The sequence below is a fragment of the Streptomyces sp. NPDC048507 genome (genome assembly GCF_043199995.1).
GTDB lineage: Bacteria > Actinomycetota > Actinomycetes > Streptomycetales > Streptomycetaceae > Streptomyces.
Window position 1 is genome coordinate 52262 of sequence record NZ_JBICWZ010000020.1, and the last position, 17823, is coordinate 70084.

The 17823-nt window shown below is 73.2% G+C and carries 16 protein-coding genes and 4 pseudogenes; 10 read left to right on the top strand and 10 right to left on the bottom strand.

Annotated features, from left to right (window positions below; genetic code table 11):
* Window positions 1-320 precede the first annotated feature (320 nt).
* A complete protein-coding gene (locus ACGFXC_RS33170; protein WP_393718602.1) occupies window positions 321-2642 on the top strand; it encodes a hypothetical protein in 2322 nt (773 codons plus the stop codon).
* Between the two features lie 405 nt (window positions 2643-3047).
* Window positions 3048-3863: a sulfite exporter TauE/SafE family protein gene (locus tag ACGFXC_RS33175; protein ID WP_393718603.1), complete on the top strand. Its 816-nt coding sequence runs from the start codon at window positions 3048-3050 to the stop codon at window positions 3861-3863.
* 208 nt (window positions 3864-4071) lie between these two features.
* Here ACGFXC_RS33175 and ACGFXC_RS33180 read toward each other — a convergent pair whose 3' ends face one another.
* Window positions 4072-5058, bottom strand: coding sequence for a hypothetical protein (locus ACGFXC_RS33180; protein WP_393718604.1), 987 nt, complete (start codon window positions 5056-5058; stop codon window positions 4072-4074).
* Between the two features lie 202 nt (window positions 5059-5260).
* Here ACGFXC_RS33180 and ACGFXC_RS33185 point away from each other — a divergent pair, with 202 nt between their 5' ends.
* Window positions 5261-5497, top strand: a complete 237-nt coding sequence (locus ACGFXC_RS33185) for a hypothetical protein (RefSeq protein ID WP_393718605.1) — start codon at window positions 5261-5263, stop codon at window positions 5495-5497.
* A gap of 525 nt (window positions 5498-6022) precedes the next feature.
* Here the strand turns inward: ACGFXC_RS33185 and ACGFXC_RS33190 are convergent.
* Window positions 6023-6262: a hypothetical protein gene (locus ACGFXC_RS33190; protein WP_393718606.1), complete on the bottom strand. Its 240-nt coding sequence runs from the start codon at window positions 6260-6262 to the stop codon at window positions 6023-6025.
* Between the two features lie 68 nt (window positions 6263-6330).
* Entirely contained in the window at window positions 6331-7188 is an 858-nt protein-coding gene (locus ACGFXC_RS33195; RefSeq protein WP_393718607.1) for a class I SAM-dependent methyltransferase, read from the bottom strand.
* 85 nt (window positions 7189-7273) lie between these two features.
* On the opposite strand from ACGFXC_RS33195, the gene ACGFXC_RS33200 reads away from it, so the two are divergent.
* Window positions 7274-7489, top strand: coding sequence for a helix-turn-helix domain-containing protein (locus tag ACGFXC_RS33200; RefSeq protein ID WP_393718608.1), 216 nt, complete (start codon window positions 7274-7276; stop codon window positions 7487-7489).
* Between the two features lie 201 nt (window positions 7490-7690).
* Window positions 7691-8314 carry a hypothetical protein gene (locus ACGFXC_RS33205; RefSeq protein ID WP_393718609.1) on the top strand — a complete coding sequence of 208 codons (624 nt, stop codon included), beginning with the start codon at window positions 7691-7693 and terminating at the stop codon, window positions 8312-8314.
* A 316-nt stretch (window positions 8315-8630) separates the two neighbouring features.
* Here the strand turns inward: ACGFXC_RS33205 and ACGFXC_RS33210 are convergent, their stop codons facing one another.
* Entirely contained in the window at window positions 8631-9038 is a 408-nt protein-coding gene (locus ACGFXC_RS33210; RefSeq protein WP_393718610.1) for a hypothetical protein, read from the bottom strand.
* A gap of 340 nt (window positions 9039-9378) precedes the next feature.
* Between ACGFXC_RS33210 and ACGFXC_RS33215 the strand changes: the two are divergent.
* Window positions 9379-9621: pseudogene (locus tag ACGFXC_RS33215) on the top strand (IS5/IS1182 family transposase); the annotation flags it as partial.
* Between the two features lie 112 nt (window positions 9622-9733).
* On the opposite strand, the gene ACGFXC_RS33220 reads toward ACGFXC_RS33215, so the two are convergent.
* A complete protein-coding gene (locus ACGFXC_RS33220) occupies window positions 9734-10048 on the bottom strand; it encodes a DUF6980 family protein (protein WP_393718611.1) in 315 nt (104 codons plus the stop codon).
* Between the two features lie 89 nt (window positions 10049-10137).
* Here ACGFXC_RS33220 and ACGFXC_RS33225 point away from each other — a divergent pair, with 89 nt between their 5' ends.
* Window positions 10138-10692 carry a transposase gene (locus ACGFXC_RS33225; RefSeq protein ID WP_393718612.1) on the top strand — a complete coding sequence of 185 codons (555 nt, stop codon included), beginning with the start codon at window positions 10138-10140 and terminating at the stop codon, window positions 10690-10692.
* 228 nt (window positions 10693-10920) lie between these two features.
* Here ACGFXC_RS33225 and ACGFXC_RS33230 read toward each other — a convergent pair whose 3' ends face one another.
* Together ACGFXC_RS33230 and ACGFXC_RS33235 are read right to left on the bottom strand one after the other, a co-directional pair.
* Entirely contained in the window at window positions 10921-11802 is an 882-nt protein-coding gene (locus ACGFXC_RS33230) for a SigB/SigF/SigG family RNA polymerase sigma factor (protein ID WP_393718613.1), read from the bottom strand.
* 225 nt (window positions 11803-12027) lie between these two features.
* Window positions 12028-12396 (bottom strand): winged helix-turn-helix transcriptional regulator, encoded by a 369-nt coding sequence (locus ACGFXC_RS33235; protein ID WP_393718614.1) that lies wholly within the window; start codon window positions 12394-12396, stop codon window positions 12028-12030.
* Between the two features lie 96 nt (window positions 12397-12492).
* Here ACGFXC_RS33235 and ACGFXC_RS33240 point away from each other — a divergent pair, with 96 nt between their 5' ends.
* Complete coding sequence (locus tag ACGFXC_RS33240) at window positions 12493-13149, top strand: FMN-dependent NADH-azoreductase (RefSeq protein WP_393718615.1); 657 nt, start codon at window positions 12493-12495, stop codon at window positions 13147-13149.
* 23 nt (window positions 13150-13172) lie between these two features.
* Here the strand turns inward: ACGFXC_RS33240 and ACGFXC_RS33245 are convergent.
* Window positions 13173-13880, bottom strand: a pseudogene (locus ACGFXC_RS33245) (CNNM domain-containing protein); the annotation flags it as partial.
* A 23-nt stretch (window positions 13881-13903) separates the two neighbouring features.
* Window positions 13904-15240, bottom strand: a pseudogene (locus tag ACGFXC_RS33250) (hemolysin family protein).
* A 204-nt stretch (window positions 15241-15444) separates the two neighbouring features.
* On the opposite strand from ACGFXC_RS33250, the pseudogene ACGFXC_RS33255 reads away from it, so the two are divergent.
* Window positions 15445-16280: pseudogene (locus ACGFXC_RS33255) on the top strand (sporulation protein).
* A 68-nt stretch (window positions 16281-16348) separates the two neighbouring features.
* Complete coding sequence (locus ACGFXC_RS33260) at window positions 16349-16804, top strand: tellurite resistance TerB family protein (protein WP_393718616.1); 456 nt, start codon at window positions 16349-16351, stop codon at window positions 16802-16804.
* Window positions 16805-16885: 81 nt separating this feature from the next.
* Here the strand turns inward: ACGFXC_RS33260 and ACGFXC_RS33265 are convergent, their stop codons facing one another.
* Complete coding sequence (locus ACGFXC_RS33265; RefSeq protein ID WP_393718617.1) at window positions 16886-17821, bottom strand: M56 family metallopeptidase; 936 nt, start codon at window positions 17819-17821, stop codon at window positions 16886-16888.
* Between the last annotated feature and the right edge of the window lie 2 nt (window positions 17822-17823).

Consider the following 17823-nt stretch of genomic DNA (forward strand, 5'->3'; position numbering starts at 1 on the left):
GGAGGGAGAACGCCTCCAGCGGGCCACATGGTCCCTCGTACCGTCGCCGGGATAGCCCCCCCCCGGGGACACCGAGGCCCTCGTGGGAGGACCCGGTGTCGCTGGACCTCCACCGGCGGGTGAGGGCCCGGGCGTTGCGGTCGCCGCAGGCGGGCGCGGCCGGCGCGGCCGGCGCGGCAGGACGCGAGCTTGGGCCGGGTGGCGCAGCTCGGGGTGGCCGATGGCGTGGCGGCCCTGTAGTGGGACCGCGTGTGCCGATCATCAGACCACCGTCGCCTCATGTTGACGGCACCCCGCCCTGCCCCAGATGAGGAACCCCGATGTCTCGTAGACACCTGCGCTCCGTGCTGATCGCCGCGCTCGCCACCGGCACGATCATGTCCCCGCTGTCTTCGTTGGCGTACGCGGACGCGGCGACGATGACGTTCTCGCAGCCGTACGTGCCCACCATCGCACCGGGCGCCACCGGGCGGGCCACGGTCGTCGCGGTCAACGGAAACGGAGCGGCGGCTATCAGCGCGTTCCGGATCACGGCCCCGGACCGGACCACGTTCGCGGAGAGCCGGTACTACTTCAACGACGGGCCGGGCACGATCGCGTGTACGGCCTCGGCCGATCAGCGGCTCCTGACGTGCATCCCGGCGGTCGGGGCGGGACCGCTGTTCATGGCGAACACCCGAACCCGTCTGGCGGTGGTCCTGCGGGTCGATGAGGACGCACCGCAGGGCACCACCCTTGAGGGCGGCCGGTGGGTCGTGGAAGCCGGATATCCGGGCTCCCCGGGCCTGTTCGCGGTGAACACCCCGATCAAGGGCGACAAGGGCGACAAGGGCGACGCCGGAGCGAAGGGGGATACCGGAGCCCAGGGCGCCAAGGGCGACCCGGGTACGAAGGGTGACCGGGGCGCGGACGGCGCGACCGGCGCCGCCGGAGCGAAGGGCGACACCGGGGCCACGGGCGCGGTCGGGGCCAAGGGTGACACCGGAGCACCCGGGGCGGCCGGGGCAAAGGGGGACCCCGGAGCACCGGGGGCGACCGGAGCCAAGGGCGACACCGGAGCACCGGGCGCGGCCGGAGCCAAGGGCGACACGGGAGCGCCGGGCACGGCTGGAGCCAAGGGCGACACCGGCATGACGGGCGCGGCCGGGGCGACTGGCGCTCGTGGTGAGAAGGGCGAGACCGGCGCGCAGGGCCGGCCCGGGACGCCCGGCGAGAAGGGCGACACCGGCGCGCCCGGCGTGAAGGGTGAACCGGGAGCACCCGGCGCCCAGGGGGCGAAGGGTGACACCGGAGCAGCAGGGGCCGTCGGCCCGCAGGGCGCCAAGGGCGACACGGGCATGACCGGCATCCAGGGCGAGCGCGGCATCACCGGCCCGACCGGTGCGACGGGCAGTCAGGGCGTGAAGGGCGACCGGGGCGACACCGGTATGACCGGCGCGCAGGGCATGAAGGGCGACACCGGCACGCCCGGGGCGAAGGGCGACGCCGGCGCCCAGGGCGTCCAGGGTGCCGACGGCGAGCAGGGTGTGGCCGGGCCCGCCGGGCCGCGTGGCGAGCAGGGCGCCGCCGGACCGCAGGGCATCGCCGGGCCGCGCGGCGACGACGGCCCCGCGGGCCGTACCGGCGCCGCCGGGGCGAAGGGCGAGCAGGGCGACCCCGGTGCGCCCGGTGCCAAGGGCGACCCCGGCGAGCAGGGCGTCCAGGGCCAGGAAGGTGTGCAGGGCCCGGCGGGTCCGCAGGGCTCCGACGGCGTCCGAGGCCCGGCCGGTCCCAAGGGCGACGACGGCGCGCCGGGCATCCGGGGCCCGGAAGGCGCCCGGGGCCCGCAGGGCGCCGACGGGGTCCGTGGCCCGGCCGGTGCGAAGGGCGACGACGGCGCGCAGGGCGAGCAGGGCGCAGCCGGTGCGCAGGGCCCGGCAGGTCCGCAGGGGCCCGCCGGTCAGCGCGGCCCGGCCGGGACGAAGGGCGATGACGGCGAGCCCGGCGTTCAGGGTCCGGCCGGTCCGGCGGGTCCCGCCGGGGCCAAGGGCGAGCAGGGCACCCCGGGTATGAAGGGCGACCGGGGCGAGCGCGGGGACGCGGGCCCGCAGGGTCCGGCCGGTGCGCAGGGCCCGGTCGGTCCGAAGGGCGAGCAGGGGCAGCCCGGCACACGAGGCGAGCAGGGCGAGAACGGCGCCACCGGCGCGCCCGGCCCGAAGGGCGACCCGGGCGAGCGCGGCGAGACCGGCCCCCAGGGTGCAGACGGCGCCCCGGGCGTCCAGGGTCCGCAGGGCGACACCGGGCCGGCCGGAGCCCGGGGCGAGCGCGGCGAGACCGGCCCGGTAGGCCCTGCCGGGCCGAAGGGTGAGAAGGGTGAGAAGGGTGACCGGGGCGAGAACGGCACCTGCCAGAGCTGCGGGGACCACCACCACGCCAAGGCGAAGGTCATCTCGCAGGGACCGCTGCCCATCCACGCCGGCAGCAGCCGCTCCAGCAAGACCGTCGGCACCCTCAAGCCCGGCACGGTCGTCCCGGTCATCTGCAAGGTCAAGGGCGAGCAGGTCGGCGACAACAACCTCTGGTACCGCCTCGAAGACGGGCGCGGCTTGATCGCCGCCCGCTACGCGAAGAACCTGGGCGAGATCCAGTTCTGCGGCGCGTAACCGATGGCGCGACGGCGGGCCGCCCCTCCCCGAGGGGGCGGCCCGTCCGCATGTCCGAGGCGAGAGGGACCACCACCGCCGACGAGGTGCTTCCTACCACCTGCCGCGGGTGCGTGACCGGGGCGGGGAGCGTTCCCCATGGCCCGCGGGGCACCCCCTCCCGCGCTGAGCGCTGAAGGGGGCTCTGCCGACGCCACGCCGTACGACGGCGGCCGCCGTGCTGCCCCCGGGGGCGGGTCGGCGGCGGAGCCCGTCCGGGACCCGGCACGGAACGGCTCCGGACGTTCTGCGGGTGATGCACGGGGTTCGCCCTCATACCGGGGACGACCCTCACGCCGGAAGCGGATGTCCGGCTGCTTCGAATTCAGTAGCCGGACGGCCTCTCCACCAGCGAGGATGCCGGGCATGAGCACTGCCCGGGCCTTCCCGCCCCTCCGTCCGGCGCACTCGTCCCCGGTGGTGTTCGGTGCGGGAGCGGCCATCGGTGTGCCGGGCGCAATGATCGGGCTGGGCGGCGCGGAGTTCCGACTGCCGCTGCTGATCGGCCTGTTCGGGTTCGCCGCGCTCTCCGCGGTGATCCTGAACAAGGCGATGAGCCTGGTCGTGGTCCTGGTCGCGCTGCCCGCCCGCCTCGCGGCGGTTCCGGCCGCCGAGGTCGCCGCCCGCTGGCCCGTCGCCCTCAACCTGCTGGCCGGCAGCCTCCTGGGCGCCTGGGCAGGGGCGTCCTGGGCCGTCCGCATGCGCAGCACGACCCTCTACCGGGTGCTCGCGGCCCTGATGGTCCTCATGGCGGCCGCGCTCGTCCTCACCCACACCACCGCCCTGGGCGCCCTCGACCTGCCGCTCGCGGCCCAGATCCCCGCCGGGGTCGCGGCCGGGTTCGGCATAGGCGTCGTCGCCGCGATCATGGGCGTGGCCGGCGGCGAGCTGCTGATCCCGACGATCGTGTTGCTGTTCGGCCAGGACATCAAGACCGCCGGGAGCCTGTCCCTGCTGGTCTCCCTGCCGACCATGCTCGTCGCGTTCGCCCGCTACAGCCTCGACGGCAGCTTCGCCGTCCTCGGCGCCAACCTCCGCTTCACCGCCACCATGGCCGCAGGGTCCATCGCCGGCGCCATCCTCGGCGGACTCCTCCTCGGCGCCTTCCCCGACGTGGTGCTCATTCCCGTGCTGGCCGTCGTCCTGCTCGCCTCCGCCGTCAAACTCGCCCGGCACGACTGAGCTCGCGGGCGGCGGGGTGCGGAACATCGCCGAGGCCGGCTTCTCCACCGGCGTCCACCGGTGCCGACCGGCGTCCGCCGGCGCGGCAGGGTCGGCCGAACCCCGTACGCGCCGGGCGGCGGGCCGCCGGGAGATCTGGAACGGCCCGGAGTCCCCCGTCCCTGGTCGGATCGGCGGGCCGGTGTCCCGGATGCCCGGATGCCCGGGTTCAGTAGGTGATGACCGCCATGGCCTCGCCGCCGGCGCTCCCCGCGGCGCCGTGCCCGCTCGTGCCGCCGCCCGCGGAGCCGTCCTTGAAGGTGCCGCCGCGGCCGCCGCTCCCGTTGGCGGAGCCCGGCAGCGGGATGGTCAGCGGAGCCAGCTGTCCCCCGGCCCCGCCGGCCGCCCCGGAGCCGGCCCCACCGCCGCCCGGCCTGGTCCCGAAGCCTCCGGCGGCAGCGCGGGTGCCTCCCGCTCCGTTGAACGGGCTCAGACGGGGCGGTACCTCCCGGCACGCCGCGGCATCGTAGTTGGCGACGATCCCGGCCGAGCCGCCCCGGGTGGCGTCGGCCGCGTCTCCGCCCGGGACCCCGAAGTCGTTGCGGGTGAAGCCGCCCCGGCCCCCGCCACCACCTCCGCCACCCGCGCCGGGGGCACCGCCCCACAGGCGGGCCGCCTGGCCGTAACGGCCCTTGCTGTCCGGGACGTGCAGGTACGTGTACTCGGCGTCACCGCCGGTGGCACCGTCGGATCCGGGCAGGCCGGAACCGCCCGGCAGGCCCAGGACGTCGCTCCCGGCCACGCCGCCCCACGCGCTCGCACCACCGGACCCGCCCTCTCCGGACGCACCCAGCGTGATGCGCGCCTTCGGATAGTCGGCGGTGAACACGCACCGCAGGTAGACGCCGGTGCCACCACCCGCGCCTCCGCCGCCGCCGGCCCCGCCGCCGCTGCCTCCGCCACCGGCCGACCAGATGTGCACCGTCACCTCGGCCCCCGCGGCCAGGCCGGCGGGACGGTGCCATTCGTGAACGCCCGCACCGGTGATCACATCGTGTCCGTGGATCTCTTCGCCCACCGTCCCGGCAGCCAGGGCCGGTACCCCGGCGGGGGCCGTCGAGACGAGCGTCAGGGCTCCGGCCGTGGCCGCCAACCGCAGCTGCCAGCGACGCGCTCGCCTGCGCGGCCGCGAACCCGAACCCTCGGGAGAAGGCACCTTCCCGCTGTCCCCACCGCGTTCCCCGCGCCCCGGTGCCCGACCAGTCCCGATCATGTGAACCCGCCCCGGGTTCAGGCACAGGGTCCCGTCCGCGACCAACGGGGCGGATGCCGGACTGCTGCGCTTGGGCCCGCGGATGCGGGGCAGGCTCGGCAGGATCCGATGGGTACGGAGCGGCGGGCGTGTGCGGGAGGACTTGATGAGGCAGTGGGAGGTCGTCTTCACCGATGGCGGGGACGAGCCGGTGTCGGTGTGGATGAGGGCGGATGAGAAGCCAAGTGAGGAAGAGGCCGCGGGCGCGATCCGGGCCCAGCTCTTTCCCATCGTGGACGATCTCCACCTCGATGATCCGCAGGCCGCCGATTGCGCGTCTACGGCACGGTGGCTCCGGGAGCAGGCCGGTGTGACGATCACATGGATCGGCGAGGCGGCGTAGCGACCCGTACCAGGGAAGCCGTCGCCGTCCACCGGGCTCCGCGCGCACGCGCCCCGGCAGGACCGGGAGCCGGGCCGGGACGCGGCCTGACCGTCCGTGCGGGCTTCACCCCGCCCGCGCACTCGTATCGTGTGTCCTCCGGTGCGGGGAGCGTGGATGGCGGACGAGGCCAAGCGCGAGATGACCAGAACCTGTGGCGGGCGGTCCACACGACTGCCGGCGGCTGGAGCGAGGGAGTCATGTTCGAGGAGCATCACCGTGCCGCCGCCCCGCCCCTGGCCGCGTCCGGCGGGACCTGTTCTGTGTGCACCGCGGCGCGCGGCAGCAGTACCGCAAGGTGCTGCCGATCCGGTGGACCCTGCCCTGACGGACGCCGGGGCGAGGGCTACCCGGCGGCCGTCCGCACATCAGCGGATCAACGGGTACAGGGCGACCTGCCCCGGGCGAGGACGCCCGCGGTCGGTGTACGGAGCGACGGCGGCGAGCACCAGGCGCGGGAACCGGCCGGGCCGGAGGGCTTCGGGTTCAGGGGGCGCCGTATCGGGTGGCGTCCACGACGCTGCCGGCTCCCCCTCCCGATACGGCGGGGCTCAGCAGCGGGAGCACCAGCCACGGCATGCCGATTGCCGCGAAGGTGGCGGTGACGGCCAGTACCCCGCGGCGGCCGCGGGCCCAGCGGGCCCGGAAGCGGACCGGATCCTCCACCAGTAGCTTCGACAGGACGACGGCCGTCACGGATGCGGCGGTCAGCCACAGGACGCGCATCCAGCCCCCGAGGTGGGGGCCGGTGTGAGGAGAGGCCGGCGGCCGTCGTACGGCGTGGCCGGCGCGTGTCAGGGGCGGCGGGCGAGCCAGGTGGTACGGGTGGTGCGCACGCTCAGGTCGCCTCGGTGCGCGGTGCTCTGCGGCCCCGTCTCATCCAGCAGGGCGTCCAGCGCCGCCAGGTCGTCCGCTGCCAGGACGTCGGTGGCATGGGAGCGCAACTTGACCAGGCAAAGGCGGGCGTAGGCGTTCAGAGCCGGACCCGCCTGGGCGCCGTCGAGACGGATCTCGAAGGGGCGGCGCTCCTCGACGACGAACCCGGCGTCGGTCAGGGCGCCGGTCCACTCGTGCTGGGGCCTGGTGTTGGTGGCCTGGTGCAGGCGGGCTTCCAGGCCCGGCCGGCCCACGCCGGTGTCCTCGGGCAGGAAGCGGGGGAAGAAGTCCATCTCGGTGACGGCGATGAGCCCGCCCGGCCGCAGCTGTCCGAAGGCGCGGGTGAAGGTACGGGCCGGGTCGCTCACGTGGTGGATGAAGGACGCGGCCCAGATCAGGTCGTAGGGGCCGTTCTCGGCGATCTTCGTCCAGGGTTCGTCGACGTTCGCCTGCACCGTGCTGACGCGGTCGGCGACGCCGCGGGCGGCCGCCTGCTCGCGCAGTCGGTGCAGCAGTGGCGGGGAGATGTCCACCGCCGTCACCTGCGCGGCGGGGAACTGCCGGGCAAGGGCCAGGCTGCCGGTGCCCGGGCCGCTGCCGAGATCCAGGATCCGGGCCGCATCAAGACCGACGCGCTGGGCGAGCAACCCGGTCAGGTGGGCGAGGTGGGGAGCCAGAACCTCGGCATCCAGTTCCAGCAACCGGGTCATCGCCCCGTCTGCTTCCCCGGTCCGCTCGTGCCCTGTGTGCCCATGGGTGTCGTGGTGTGTGCTCATGCCTCCGACGGTAGGACGGTCTCCGCCGCCGGGGCATGGGGTCTTGCCGGTGGAGCAAGAATCGACATCGGACACGACCGTCCGGATGCGCATCCGCTCCCTGCGCAAGGCGCGCGGCTGGTCACTGGACCGCCCCGCCGAACGCGCGGGCATCAGCCCCTCCCGGCTCAGCCGCATCGGGACGGGTCACCGGCGCCTGAGCCTGGACCAGCTCACCGCCATCGCCACCGCCCTGGGCAAAACCCTCGACGACGTCGTCATCCGCCCGGAGCGGGACGAGCGGCGCGGCCTGACCACCTGACTGCTCACCAAGGACGACGGACCGCAGGGCCTCACCGTCGGCGGCGATCGCCTGGACCGTGTCCCGGGTGGGCACGTGCCGGCCCGCCCCGGCCCGCAGGCCGCGCAGCGCTTCGGCGCGCGACCGCTCCGCGGACGGCGGGGTCCGAGATGAGCCCCGGTCGTGCGGAACCGGGCGCCCGAGTCCGTACGTCCCCCGTACATGCTGATAGTCCTGGGGATACTCTTCGCCGTCGCGCCCGTCCTCGTCTGGGCTGCGATCGCCCGCACCCGCCCCGTCGGCTTCGCGATCGGCGGGATGCTGCTCGCCGGAGCCGGTCTGCTGATCAGCGTCCAGCAGGGCCGGATCGACGCCCCCGGGCCCGACGCCCACCTCGCGTTCACGGTCCTGGCGCCCGTGCTCATCGCCTGCGGTGCGGGGCTGGAAGGCCGGCACGAGAACTCCCCTCCCCCGCAATGGATTCCCCGCCGCAACAGCGCGATCGGCTTCCTGGGGATGCAGTTCGCCCTCACCCTCGTGGCCGGCGTCCTGTACGCGCTGATGATCAGCGAAGGCTCGGAGGCCCCGCCGTCCAAGGCCCTCCCCTCATGGCCCGCAGGCATCAGCGTGGTCGACGAAGGCACCAGCTGTGGTTCCGGGGGCTGCTGGCGCGTGGCGACGGTCACCAGCGGCGACGGCTCGTCCCGGCCGGACATCATCCGCGCACTGGGACTCCAGAAGGAGAGCTGCCGCTCCAGTGGCTGGCTGCTCGACTGGCGTGATGTGTGCGTCGGGGCCCGGGACAACGGCGAGAACGTCACCGTCTACGCCGGCTGGGGATACTGAAAGGCTGCCTCCGGTAGCGCAGGACGTGGCCTGCGTGCGGGTGCGGGAGCGTCGACGGCACCGAGACGCAGGTGCCCTCGGGGTGGAGCCGGGCTTCACTGAGGCGCGACCGTCGAATCCATCAGTGCGGACGCTGCCGGTTCTGGCGGTGCCGTTGGCTCCCGCCTCGGCCTTGCTGACGGCGGCTGCCGTCGGCGCAGGACCTGGCCGGCCTGGGTCGACGAGACCACCCCGAAGCGCTGCGCGGACCGCGTACGAGTGCGCAGTCCGCGCTACCGGCCCACGCTTTTGCGGAGGATGAGCGCGCGCCGCGGAGTCAGCATCCGGGGCCGATCGGCGGAGACGACGTCAGGGCGAGGGCGGCGTTCCGCAACTGGGCGGCCCACGTCCGCCGGTCAAGCCCCAAGGTGTACTCGATACAGCAGTCGCACGGCGGGATCAGCGCCACGAAGGCTCGCTCCGCCGCGGTCTCGGTCTGCGTCTCCCACCAGTCGTCCCTCTCCAGGTCAGCGGGAGTCGTCTCGCCGTCGATGAGCCTCGCCGCCATCCGGCGCAGGGCGTGCCGCCGTGCCAGGGCCCGGTCCGGCAGCCCGATCCCGGACTCGGCGAGTGCTTGCTCGAACGCGTCGCGAATGTCGCGGGCATCCGCGTTGCGAGGCCAACCGGCGAGCTCGCACAGTGTCGGGGTGTCCAGTCCGGCTGCGAGCGCTTCAGCAGCGATCATCGGCAGGTCCTCCGGGCGGATCTCATCCGCTTGGTACCGGCACGCCACCTCGCCCAGAGATCTGAGCTCCCGCCGCACGGAGGTCCCCCGGTTCTCGTGTCGTTCCTTCTGCTCTCATAAATCCTACGGTGGCAGGACCGTTGCCCGCGACGGCGCCCGGGAGCGGGTCCGCTCGGCCCCCGTCCCGCGTGTTCGCCGGCAGCTCGTACGGGCTTCGAGCTGCCGGAACGGGCCGACCGGTCCACGGAAGCGACACCTCGGACGACGGCGGGACACGGCGCGGACGGGGCCTGCCGACCCGTCAACGGGGTCCTGTACCGGAACCGGACTGGGGCGCGCGCCCCGGCAGCACCGCCCCGACGAGGGACTCGGACGCTTCCGGGGCGGCCTCACCTGCAAGATTCAGCTCGTCGGAGAAGGCGGGCGTCGCCCTTTGGCCTTGCTGATCACCCCGGGCCAGTGGGGCGACGCTCCTCAGCTCATCCCCGTCATGGAACGCCTCCGTGTCGGCCGACTGGGCGGCGGACGTCCCCGCACCCGACCGGACCACCTCGGCGGCGACAAGGCCTATTCCTCCCGGCGCATCACTGCCCAGGCTCATCTGCCGCCTGCCGCCTGCCGCCTGCCGCGGGCAGTGGTCCGCCGGACAGGCCCCAGGACGTGTATCGGAGGTGGTTTGAGAGGCTGTTGGTTCGTCAGTCCCGCGCCGGGGCAGCGAGCCAGCGGGCGTCCTGGAACTCGGCTGGCACTTCGTCCTCTCCCGGATCGATCCCACGGCGTTCCAGTTCGTCGAACCATCGATCCCGCTGTGAATCGGGGAGGCGTCGTCCGCACCAGGGGCAGAAGTCGATGGTGATACTCGATGTGCCGCCGTCGTGGATGATCAGCCCGTACTCCTGGAACTTGGCGCTGAACTTGATCAGCACGTCGGGACAGGCGAACGGGTCGTTGTGCTGGTCGCAGGGTACGTTCACGCGGCGGCTCATCGCCTCGCAGCAGTGGTTGGTCATGACCTTGGTTTCTCGTTCATCGGTACTGTGCCCAGAAGTAGATCACGGTCTGTGATGATCACCCGGTGGCGCGTGGAGATCTGACGGACATGCAGTGGACCCGACTGGAGCTGTTGTTGCCCAGGGGCAAGAAGCCGGGACGTCCGCCGCTATGGACCAGGCGGCAGCTGGTCGACGGCATACGGTTTCGTATCCGCACCGGTGTCCCATGGCGGGACGGCACGTGGCAGCGGATCTTCGCCGCTTTGCAGGCCCAGGCCGACGCCAAGGGGCTCATCACTTGGGACCTCAACATCGACTCCACCGTATGCCGGGCCCACCGGCACGCCGCCGGGGCGCGGGAAAAGGGGATCTGCAGGTCGAGCCGCCCGGCGGGGGCACCATCGAGCCGGACGACCCACGGCCTCAGACGCTCGCGCGGCGGCCTGACCACCAAGCTGCACCTGGCCGTCGAGCAGGGGCAGAAACCCATGTCGATCGTGATCACCGCCGGGCAGCGCGACAACTCCCCGCAGTTCGAGCCGGTGCTGAAGGAGGAGGCGGGCCGACCCGTCCGGTCCCCAGTGGAGGGTGTAGCGTCCCCGGGCGCGGGCCCGGTAGGAGGCGGGGAACTGTCCGGTCAGCGGGTTGCGGGTCCCGGGTGACGACCGGCGGGTCGTTCTCGACGTGCACCCCGCCGGGCTCCGGGCGGTACGCCGAGACGTGCGGCCGCAGGATTCCCGCCAGGCGTCCGCAGGCGTACCGGACCCGCCCCGGCCTGTCGTACCCGGCTTCGTCCCGGCGGCTGCTGCTCATCGGACCGGCTCCCGTACCCCGAATCCATGAACCGACGCTCATGAGCACAACGGCAAGCGGCCGGGCCGGGGGCTTCCTCAGGCGGCAAGGAGGCCTTCGCGGAGCTGCTTCAGGGTGCGGGTGAGGAGCCGGGAGACCTGCATCTGGGAGATGCCGAGGCGCTCGCCGATCTGAGCCTGGGTCATCTCCTGGCCGAAGCGCATCTGCAGGATGAGCCTGTCGCGTCCCGCGAGGGCGTCCAGGAGCGGGGCGAGGGCGTGGAGGTCCTCGAAGAGCTCCATGGCCGGGTCCTCGGATCCGAGGACCTCCGCGAGCGGCCGGGGAGCGGATTCGGCGGTGTCGTCCTGGCCGGCGTCGAGCGAATGGCTGTTGTAGCCGTTGGAGGCGACCAGCCCCTCGATCACCTGCTCCTCGCTGATGTCGAGGTGCTCGGCCAGTTCGCGCACGGTCGGGGAGCGGTCCAGGAGCACGGAGAGGGATTCCTTGGCCCTGGCCAGTTCGACGCGCAGCTCCTGCAGGCGCCGCGGGACGTGGACGGCCCAGCTGGTGTCGCGGAAGTGCCGCTTGATCTCGCCGGTGATGTAGGGGAGGGCGAGGGTGGAGAACTCGTTGCCCTGGGCGGGGTCGAAGCGGTCGATGGCCTTGATCAGGCCGATCGTGCCGACCTGGATCAGGTCGTCCAGGTCGGTGCCGTCCGCACGGTTGCGGAAGCGGCGTACGGCGAACTGGACCAGGGACAGGTTCATCTCGATCAGGGTGTTGCGGACGTACTGGTGCTCGCGCGTGCCCTCTTCGGTGTGCTGCAGGCGCTCGAAGAAGACCTTCGACAGGGCGCGGGCGTCCGCGGGCGTCACCTCGCGGGCATCGTCGATGTGCGGCAGGGGCGAGGGGGTCCGGGCCGTACTCGTGAGGTCACTTCCGGCCGGAGCGGTGCTGGGCTGCGTGGCAAGGGCGTTCATTCCCGGCTCCTCCAGGGTGTGACCGGCGGCGTGGGTGCCGCACACGGCTTCGGAGTGAGCATCGGCCTTGACCGGCACACCTGTCAAGAAATGCGTGAAATCTATTTCACGTATCTGCCGTCTGGAGTGCGATATGTCCGTCTCGTGGAGAAAAGTGAAGGAGTCGTGGGGGACGGACGGACCTGCGCGCGTCGAGGCCGGGCCGCCGGGGCGCGGTGCGGCCGGTCAGCAGGAGCCGCTGCCCTTCAGCAGGCACTTCTCCGCCCACTGACCCAGCTCCGTGAGGGCGGGCTTGAGCGCGGCGCCCGATTCCGTCAGCCGGTACGCCACCCGCAACGGCGGGCCCTCGTCCACCTCGCGCAGGACGAGGCCGGCCGCTCCGAGCTCGACCAGCCGGTCCGAGAGCATGCGCTCGCTGATGCCGTTGATGGACCTGCGCAGGTCGGCGAAGTGGACCGGGCCTTCCATCAGCGAGGCCACGATCACGCCCGTCCAGCGCTTTCCGAGCAGCCCGAAGACCTGGGTGATGCCGTCGCTCACCCGGCTGCACGCCTCCGTGTCCCGGTGCTTCGACCTGTCCGCCTTCTCCGCCATGGCCCCAGAGTACTACCCTCGACTTAGGGGGTGAAAAAAAGTAAGTGACTGTGTTAAAAATAGTGACGTATGAAAAAGTTCTCCTTGGAGGTTCCCGTGGCCACCCTTCTGCACCTCGACTCGTCCCTCAGCCCCGCCGCCGCTTCCGCCTCGCGTGCGGCGACGGCCGCGTTCCGCACGGCCTGGGAGGAGCAGCACCCCGAGGGCACCGTCATCTACCGCGACCTGTCCGCGGAGCCCGTTGCGCACCTGGACGCCCTCGCCGCCCACGCGGCCTTCACCGACCCCTCCACCCACAGCCCCGAGCAGGCCGCGGCCTTCGCGGAGCGGCTCGCGCTGGTGGCGGAGCTGGAAGCGGCGGACGCCGTGCTGATCGGCGCCCCGATGTACAACTTCTCGATCCCCTCGACCCTGAAGGCCTGGCTGGACCAGGTCATCGTGATGGGGCGCACCGCGGGGCCCGAGTCCCCCCTCAAGGGCCTGCCGGTCACCGTCGTCGCCAGCCGTGGCGGCTCCTACGCGCCCGGCACCCCGCGCGAGGGTCTGGAGTACGTGACGAACTACCTGGACGGGCTCCTGACCGCCATGTTCGGCGCCGAGGTCGACTTCATCGTCCCCGAGCTGACCCTGGCCGCGTCCAACCCCTCGATGGCCGACCTCGTCCCGCTCGCGGAGGCCAGCCGCGAGAACGCGCTCGCGGACGCGACGTCCAGGGGCAAGGCGCTGGCAGCGCGGATCACCGCGGCCGCCTGAGCCGGAGCGCCCGTGCCCGTCCGTCAGACGCCGGGGGCCGCGGCCTCGGCGACGAGCTCCTCCAGTACGTCCTCCGTGGTGACGAACCCGACGACCTCCCCATCGGTCCCGGTGACGGCGGCCAGGTGCGTGCCGGCCGTGCGCACGGCGGTCATGGTGTCGTCGAGGGGCGTGTCCCGGGTCACCTCGGTGACGGTGTGGAGGGCGTCGTGCGGGAACGGGGCGGTGCGGTCGGTGGCGGCGAGGGCGTCCTTGATGTGGAGGAAGCCGAGGATCCCGCCGCCGGCGCCGGTCACGACCAGGCGCGAGAAGCCGTGCTCGGCCGCGGTCCGCTCCAGTTCCCGCGGGGTGATCCCTTCGGTGACGCCGACGAACCGCTCGCGCGGGATCATGATCTCGCCGACCGTGCGGGTGCCGAGTTCGAGGGCGTCCTGGAGGCGTTCGCCGTCCGCGGGGCCGATCAGGCCCGCGTCCCGGGAGTCCTTGATCAGCCGGGCGAGTTCGTCGTCGGTGAAGACGGAGGAGACCTCGTCCTTCGGTTCGACCTTCATCAGCCGCAGCAAGGTGCTGGCGAAGGCGTTGATGCCGAAGACCAGCGGGCGCAGGGCGCCGGCGAGGGCGACGAGCGGCGGGCCGAGGAGCAGTGCGGTCGGTGCGGGCGCGGCGAGCGCGATGTTCTTGGGGACCATCTCGCCGATCAGCATGTGGAGGTAGGTGACCAGGGTCAGCGCGCCGATCAGCAGCTGGATCGCGGTCATCGCTCCTCCGCCTCCTCGGTCACGTCGGTCGGCGCCGGTGCGGTCAGGGCCACGCGGTCGGCCCGGTGGTGGTCCGTGTCGAGCACGGTCACTTCCCAGCCGGAGACGGTGACGGTGTCGCCCGCGGCCGGGATCCGCTCCAGGCGGGTGGCCAGCAGGCCAGCGAGGGTTTCGTACGGGCCCTCGGGCGCCGTCAGGCCGATCTCCGCGAGCTGGTCCAGGCGGACGAAGCCGTCGGCTTCGAAGGCACGGCGGCCACTCTCCTCGGGGGCTTCGATGAGGTCGGGGACCTCCACGGGGTCGTGCTCGTCGCGGACCGCGCCGACGACCTCCTCGACGATGTCCTCCACCGTGGCGACGCCGGCGGTGCCACCGTACTCGTCGATGACCACCGCCATGGTGCGTGCCGTGCGCAGGCGGCCCAGCAGGGTGTCCACGGGCAGGGGGGTGGGGGACGAGCAGGGGTGCGGTCATCAGGGAGGTGACGGGGGTGTGGGCGCGGCGGTCCTCCTCCAGTGCCAGTACGTCGCGCACGTGCAGGGTGCCGATCACCTCGTCCAGGGTGTCGCGGTAGACGGGGAAGCGGGACAGGCCGGTGGCCAGCGTCAGGCGGGCCGCGTCCAGGGCCGTGGCGTGCGCTTCGAGGGCGCTTACGTCCATGCGCGGGGTCATCACGTTCTCCGCGGTCAGCTCGCCCAGGTGCAGGGTGCGGACGAACAGCTCGGCCGAGTCCGCCTCGATGGCGCCCTCGCGGGCCGAGTGCCGTGCCAGGGCGACCAGTTCCTCCGGGGGTGCGGGCGGAGGCGAGTTCCTCGGCCGGCTCCAGGCCGAAGCGGCGCACCAGCCGGTTGGCGGTGTTGTTCAGGTGCCGGATCAGCGGCGCGAACGCGGCGGTGAAGGTGCGCTGGGGCCCGGCCACGACCTTGACGACGCCCAGGGGGTGGGAGATCGCCCAGTTCTTCGGGACGAGTTCGCCGACCACCATCAGCACGATCGTGGACAGCGCCACTCCCAGCAGGGTCGCGGTGGTCGCCACCGCGCCGGCGGGCGGGCCGAGGGCTTCCAGAGGGCCGCGCAGCAGGGCCGACACCGAGGGCTGGGCGAGCATGCCGATGACCAGCGAGGTCACGGTGATCCCCAGCTGGGCGCCCGAAAGCTGGAACGTGAGCCGTCTGGCGGCCTTCAGGGCGCTCGCGGCGCCGCGTTCCCCGGCGGCGGCCGCCCGTTCCAGCTCGCTGCGCTCGACGGTCGTCAGGGAGAATTCGGCGGCGACGAACACCGCGCACGCCAGGGTGAGGGCGAGCGCGAGGAGCAGCAGCAGGATCTCGGTCACCGTGCCACCCCCGCTCCCGACTTGAGGTACTTCGAACGGGGCGTGGCGGCACGGCAGGGACGGGGAGGTTCACCCATCGCGGGTCTGCTGCTCCGTTTCCTTCTCGGCGGGCCTCGTGGGCCCGGACAGGTGTGTGGTGACGGACGGCATCTGGCGGGGCGGCGGGGGCGGTTCGAGGGAATCGGACCCCCGGCGCGGCCGGTTCTGGCGACGGCGCCGTGCGGCGGCTCGATCGGCGTCGGCGGACCGGCCGTGGACACGGTCCTCGACCTCGCCGGCGTCACCCCCGGCGCCACCCTGTCCGGCGAGGTCCGCCTGACGGGCGGACGCGCGGACTTCGACATCGAGCACGTCACGCTGGAGCTGGTCGCCCGTGTCGAGGCCGAGACCGAGGACGGCGAGCACGACGGCGCCGTCGTCTTCGAACGGTTCACCGTCGGGGGCGGATTCCGCCTCCGCGAGGGCGAGCACCGCACCGTGCCCTTCGCGGTCACCCTGCCATGGGAGACCCCGGTCATCGAGCTGTACGGGCAGCCGCTGGGCATCGCGCTCGGCGTGCGGACCGAGCTCGGCGTGGCCGGCGCCAAGGACACGGGCGACCTCGACGCGCTGACCGTCCGCCCGCTCCCCGGTACGCGGACCGCGCGAGCGAGATCGAGATCACCTTCCTCGCGCACCCCACGGGGGTGGACGTCGCCGTCGAGGCGGACAAGCGCGGGGGCCCCTTCTCCGGCGGCCACGACGCCATCGCCCGTCACACCGTCGAGCACGGTCAGGCCGCCGGCACCGACTGGAACGCCAAAGTCGGCTCCTGGGTCGACCGCCTGCTCTCCTCTCGCGCCGCGGCCGGTGCCCACGGCCACGACGCGTACGGGCACGCCCACAAGGACGGCCACGGTCACGACGGCGGTCACCACGCGGGCCACCGCGCCGGACCGGGGGCGGGCGCCGTCGCCGCCGCCGGCGCGGCTCCGGGCGGAGGCACGGTCGGCCAGTCGGTCAGTCGGTCAGTCGGCCTGGTAACTTCTACAGAGTTGTAGAAATTCGGGTGGGCAGGGCCGGATGACCCGTCAGGCCTGCGCCCGCCCCTGACGATCACGGAGTTCTCATGGCCCTGTGGGACCGCATCAAGGAGTCCGCATCGACGATGCAGACCCAGCTGACCGCCAAGAAGAACGACTTGAAGTCCGGCGCGTTCCGCGACGCCTCCATGGCCATGTGCGCCCTCGTCGCCGCGGCCGACGGCTCGATCGACCCCGCCGAGCGGCGCCGGGTCGCCCAGCTGATCGCCACCAACGAGGTCCTGCAGAACTTCGACGCCACCGACCTGCAGCGGCGCTTCGACGACAACCTGAACAAGCTCACGGCCGACTTCGACTTCGGCAAGGTCAGCGTCCTGCAGGAGATCGCCAAGGCGAAGAAGAAGCCCGCCGAGGCCCGCGCCGTCATCCAGATCGGCATCGTCATCGGAGGCGCCGACGGCGACTTCGACAAGACCGAACAGGCCATCGTCCGCGAAGCCTGCTACTCCCTCGACCTGCCGCCCCACGAGTTCGACCTGTAGGGCTGGGCGGGGCGGGTGCGGTCCGCGCCAGCGGCCCTCACCCGCCCCGCGACCAGGCTCCGCGGTCAGGCGGCTACGCGGCTACGCGTCGAGGGCGGCGTGCAGGATGAAGAACAGCGTCACCGCCGAGTTGGCCGAGGACAGGGCCGACACGGTCACCCCGGCGGCGGCGGTCCACATCGCCGGGCCCAGCGTCGTGAACACCGACGGCCAGTTCCTGGCGACGGGAGGGGGGCCCAGCAGGGCCGCCACCCGGCGGGGCACCGGTCCGGCCGCGAAATGCGCCAGGGCGGCGCCGTGGGGTCCCCGGGAGACCAGGGCGGACTTTCCCACCGCCAGGGCGACGGTGCGGCGGCTGCCGGTCCGGGCCGCCGCCTCTTCGTCCGCCCACCGCTCCGCCGTGAACGCCACCGACGTCCGCAGCGGCCGCAGGAACGGGTTCGCCCGCGCCGCGAGCTGCACGGCCAGCAGGAACCGGTGATGGCGCCCCGTCAGATGGGCCCGCTCATGGGCGAACAGCGCCCGCCTCTCCCCCGGCGTGAGTCCGGACAGCATGCCGGTGCTCACCACGACCTGCCCGCCGCCGGCTCGCCGACCGGGCAACGCGTACGCGTACGGAACCCGGTCGCGCAGCACCGCCACCGACCGGCCGGCCAGCCCCGCGACGGCGCGCGCGGCCCGCTTGCGCACCCGGCGGTGCCGCCACTCCGCCGCCAGGCAGGACACCAGTACGGACAGCAGGGCGGGGATCGCCGCCCGTCCGGCGACCTCGTCGTAGGGGACGGCCTCGCGGACCTCCGGATCCGACCAACCGTCCGGCAGGGGGTTGCCCGGCAGCTGCGCCGTACCCACGACCATCAGCAAAGCCAGGCACAGCGTGCTGCACACCGCCAGGAGCAGGGCCGTCCACGTCAGCAGCCGGGTGGCCGTCCGGGGGTGGAGCCGGTGCTCGGCCAGCCGGGCGATCGGCCAGGCGGTCAACGGCAGCACCAGCGGCAGGAAGACGAAGACCCCCATGC

What these genes read in the sequence shown, in the direction of transcription:
- ACGFXC_RS33230 (WP_393718613.1), bottom strand. Translation starts at nt 11,802, where the DNA reads ATGAACGCCCTTGCCACGCAGCCCAGCACCGCTCCGGCCGGAAGTGAC.
- ACGFXC_RS33235 (WP_393718614.1), bottom strand. Translation starts at nt 12,396, where the DNA reads ATGGCGGAGAAGGCGGACAGGTCGAAGCACCGGGACACGGAGGCGTGC.
- ACGFXC_RS33205 (WP_393718609.1), top strand. Translation starts at nt 7,691, where the DNA reads ATGCTGATAGTCCTGGGGATACTCTTCGCCGTCGCGCCCGTCCTCGTC.
- ACGFXC_RS33225 (WP_393718612.1), top strand. Translation starts at nt 10,138, where the DNA reads ATGCAGTGGACCCGACTGGAGCTGTTGTTGCCCAGGGGCAAGAAGCCG.
- ACGFXC_RS33220 (WP_393718611.1), bottom strand. Translation starts at nt 10,048, where the DNA reads ATGACCAACCACTGCTGCGAGGCGATGAGCCGCCGCGTGAACGTACCC.
- ACGFXC_RS33200 (WP_393718608.1), top strand. Translation starts at nt 7,274, where the DNA reads ATGCGCATCCGCTCCCTGCGCAAGGCGCGCGGCTGGTCACTGGACCGC.
- ACGFXC_RS33170 (WP_393718602.1), top strand. Translation starts at nt 321, where the DNA reads ATGTCTCGTAGACACCTGCGCTCCGTGCTGATCGCCGCGCTCGCCACC.
- ACGFXC_RS33185 (WP_393718605.1), top strand. Translation starts at nt 5,261, where the DNA reads ATGAGGCAGTGGGAGGTCGTCTTCACCGATGGCGGGGACGAGCCGGTG.
- ACGFXC_RS33210 (WP_393718610.1), bottom strand. Translation starts at nt 9,038, where the DNA reads ATGATCGCTGCTGAAGCGCTCGCAGCCGGACTGGACACCCCGACACTG.
- ACGFXC_RS33195 (WP_393718607.1), bottom strand. Translation starts at nt 7,188, where the DNA reads ATGAGCACACACCACGACACCCATGGGCACACAGGGCACGAGCGGACC.
- ACGFXC_RS33260 (WP_393718616.1), top strand. Translation starts at nt 16,349, where the DNA reads ATGGCCCTGTGGGACCGCATCAAGGAGTCCGCATCGACGATGCAGACC.
- ACGFXC_RS33265 (WP_393718617.1), bottom strand. Translation starts at nt 17,821, where the DNA reads ATGGGGGTCTTCGTCTTCCTGCCGCTGGTGCTGCCGTTGACCGCCTGG.
- ACGFXC_RS33190 (WP_393718606.1), bottom strand. Translation starts at nt 6,262, where the DNA reads ATGCGCGTCCTGTGGCTGACCGCCGCATCCGTGACGGCCGTCGTCCTG.
- ACGFXC_RS33175 (WP_393718603.1), top strand. Translation starts at nt 3,048, where the DNA reads ATGAGCACTGCCCGGGCCTTCCCGCCCCTCCGTCCGGCGCACTCGTCC.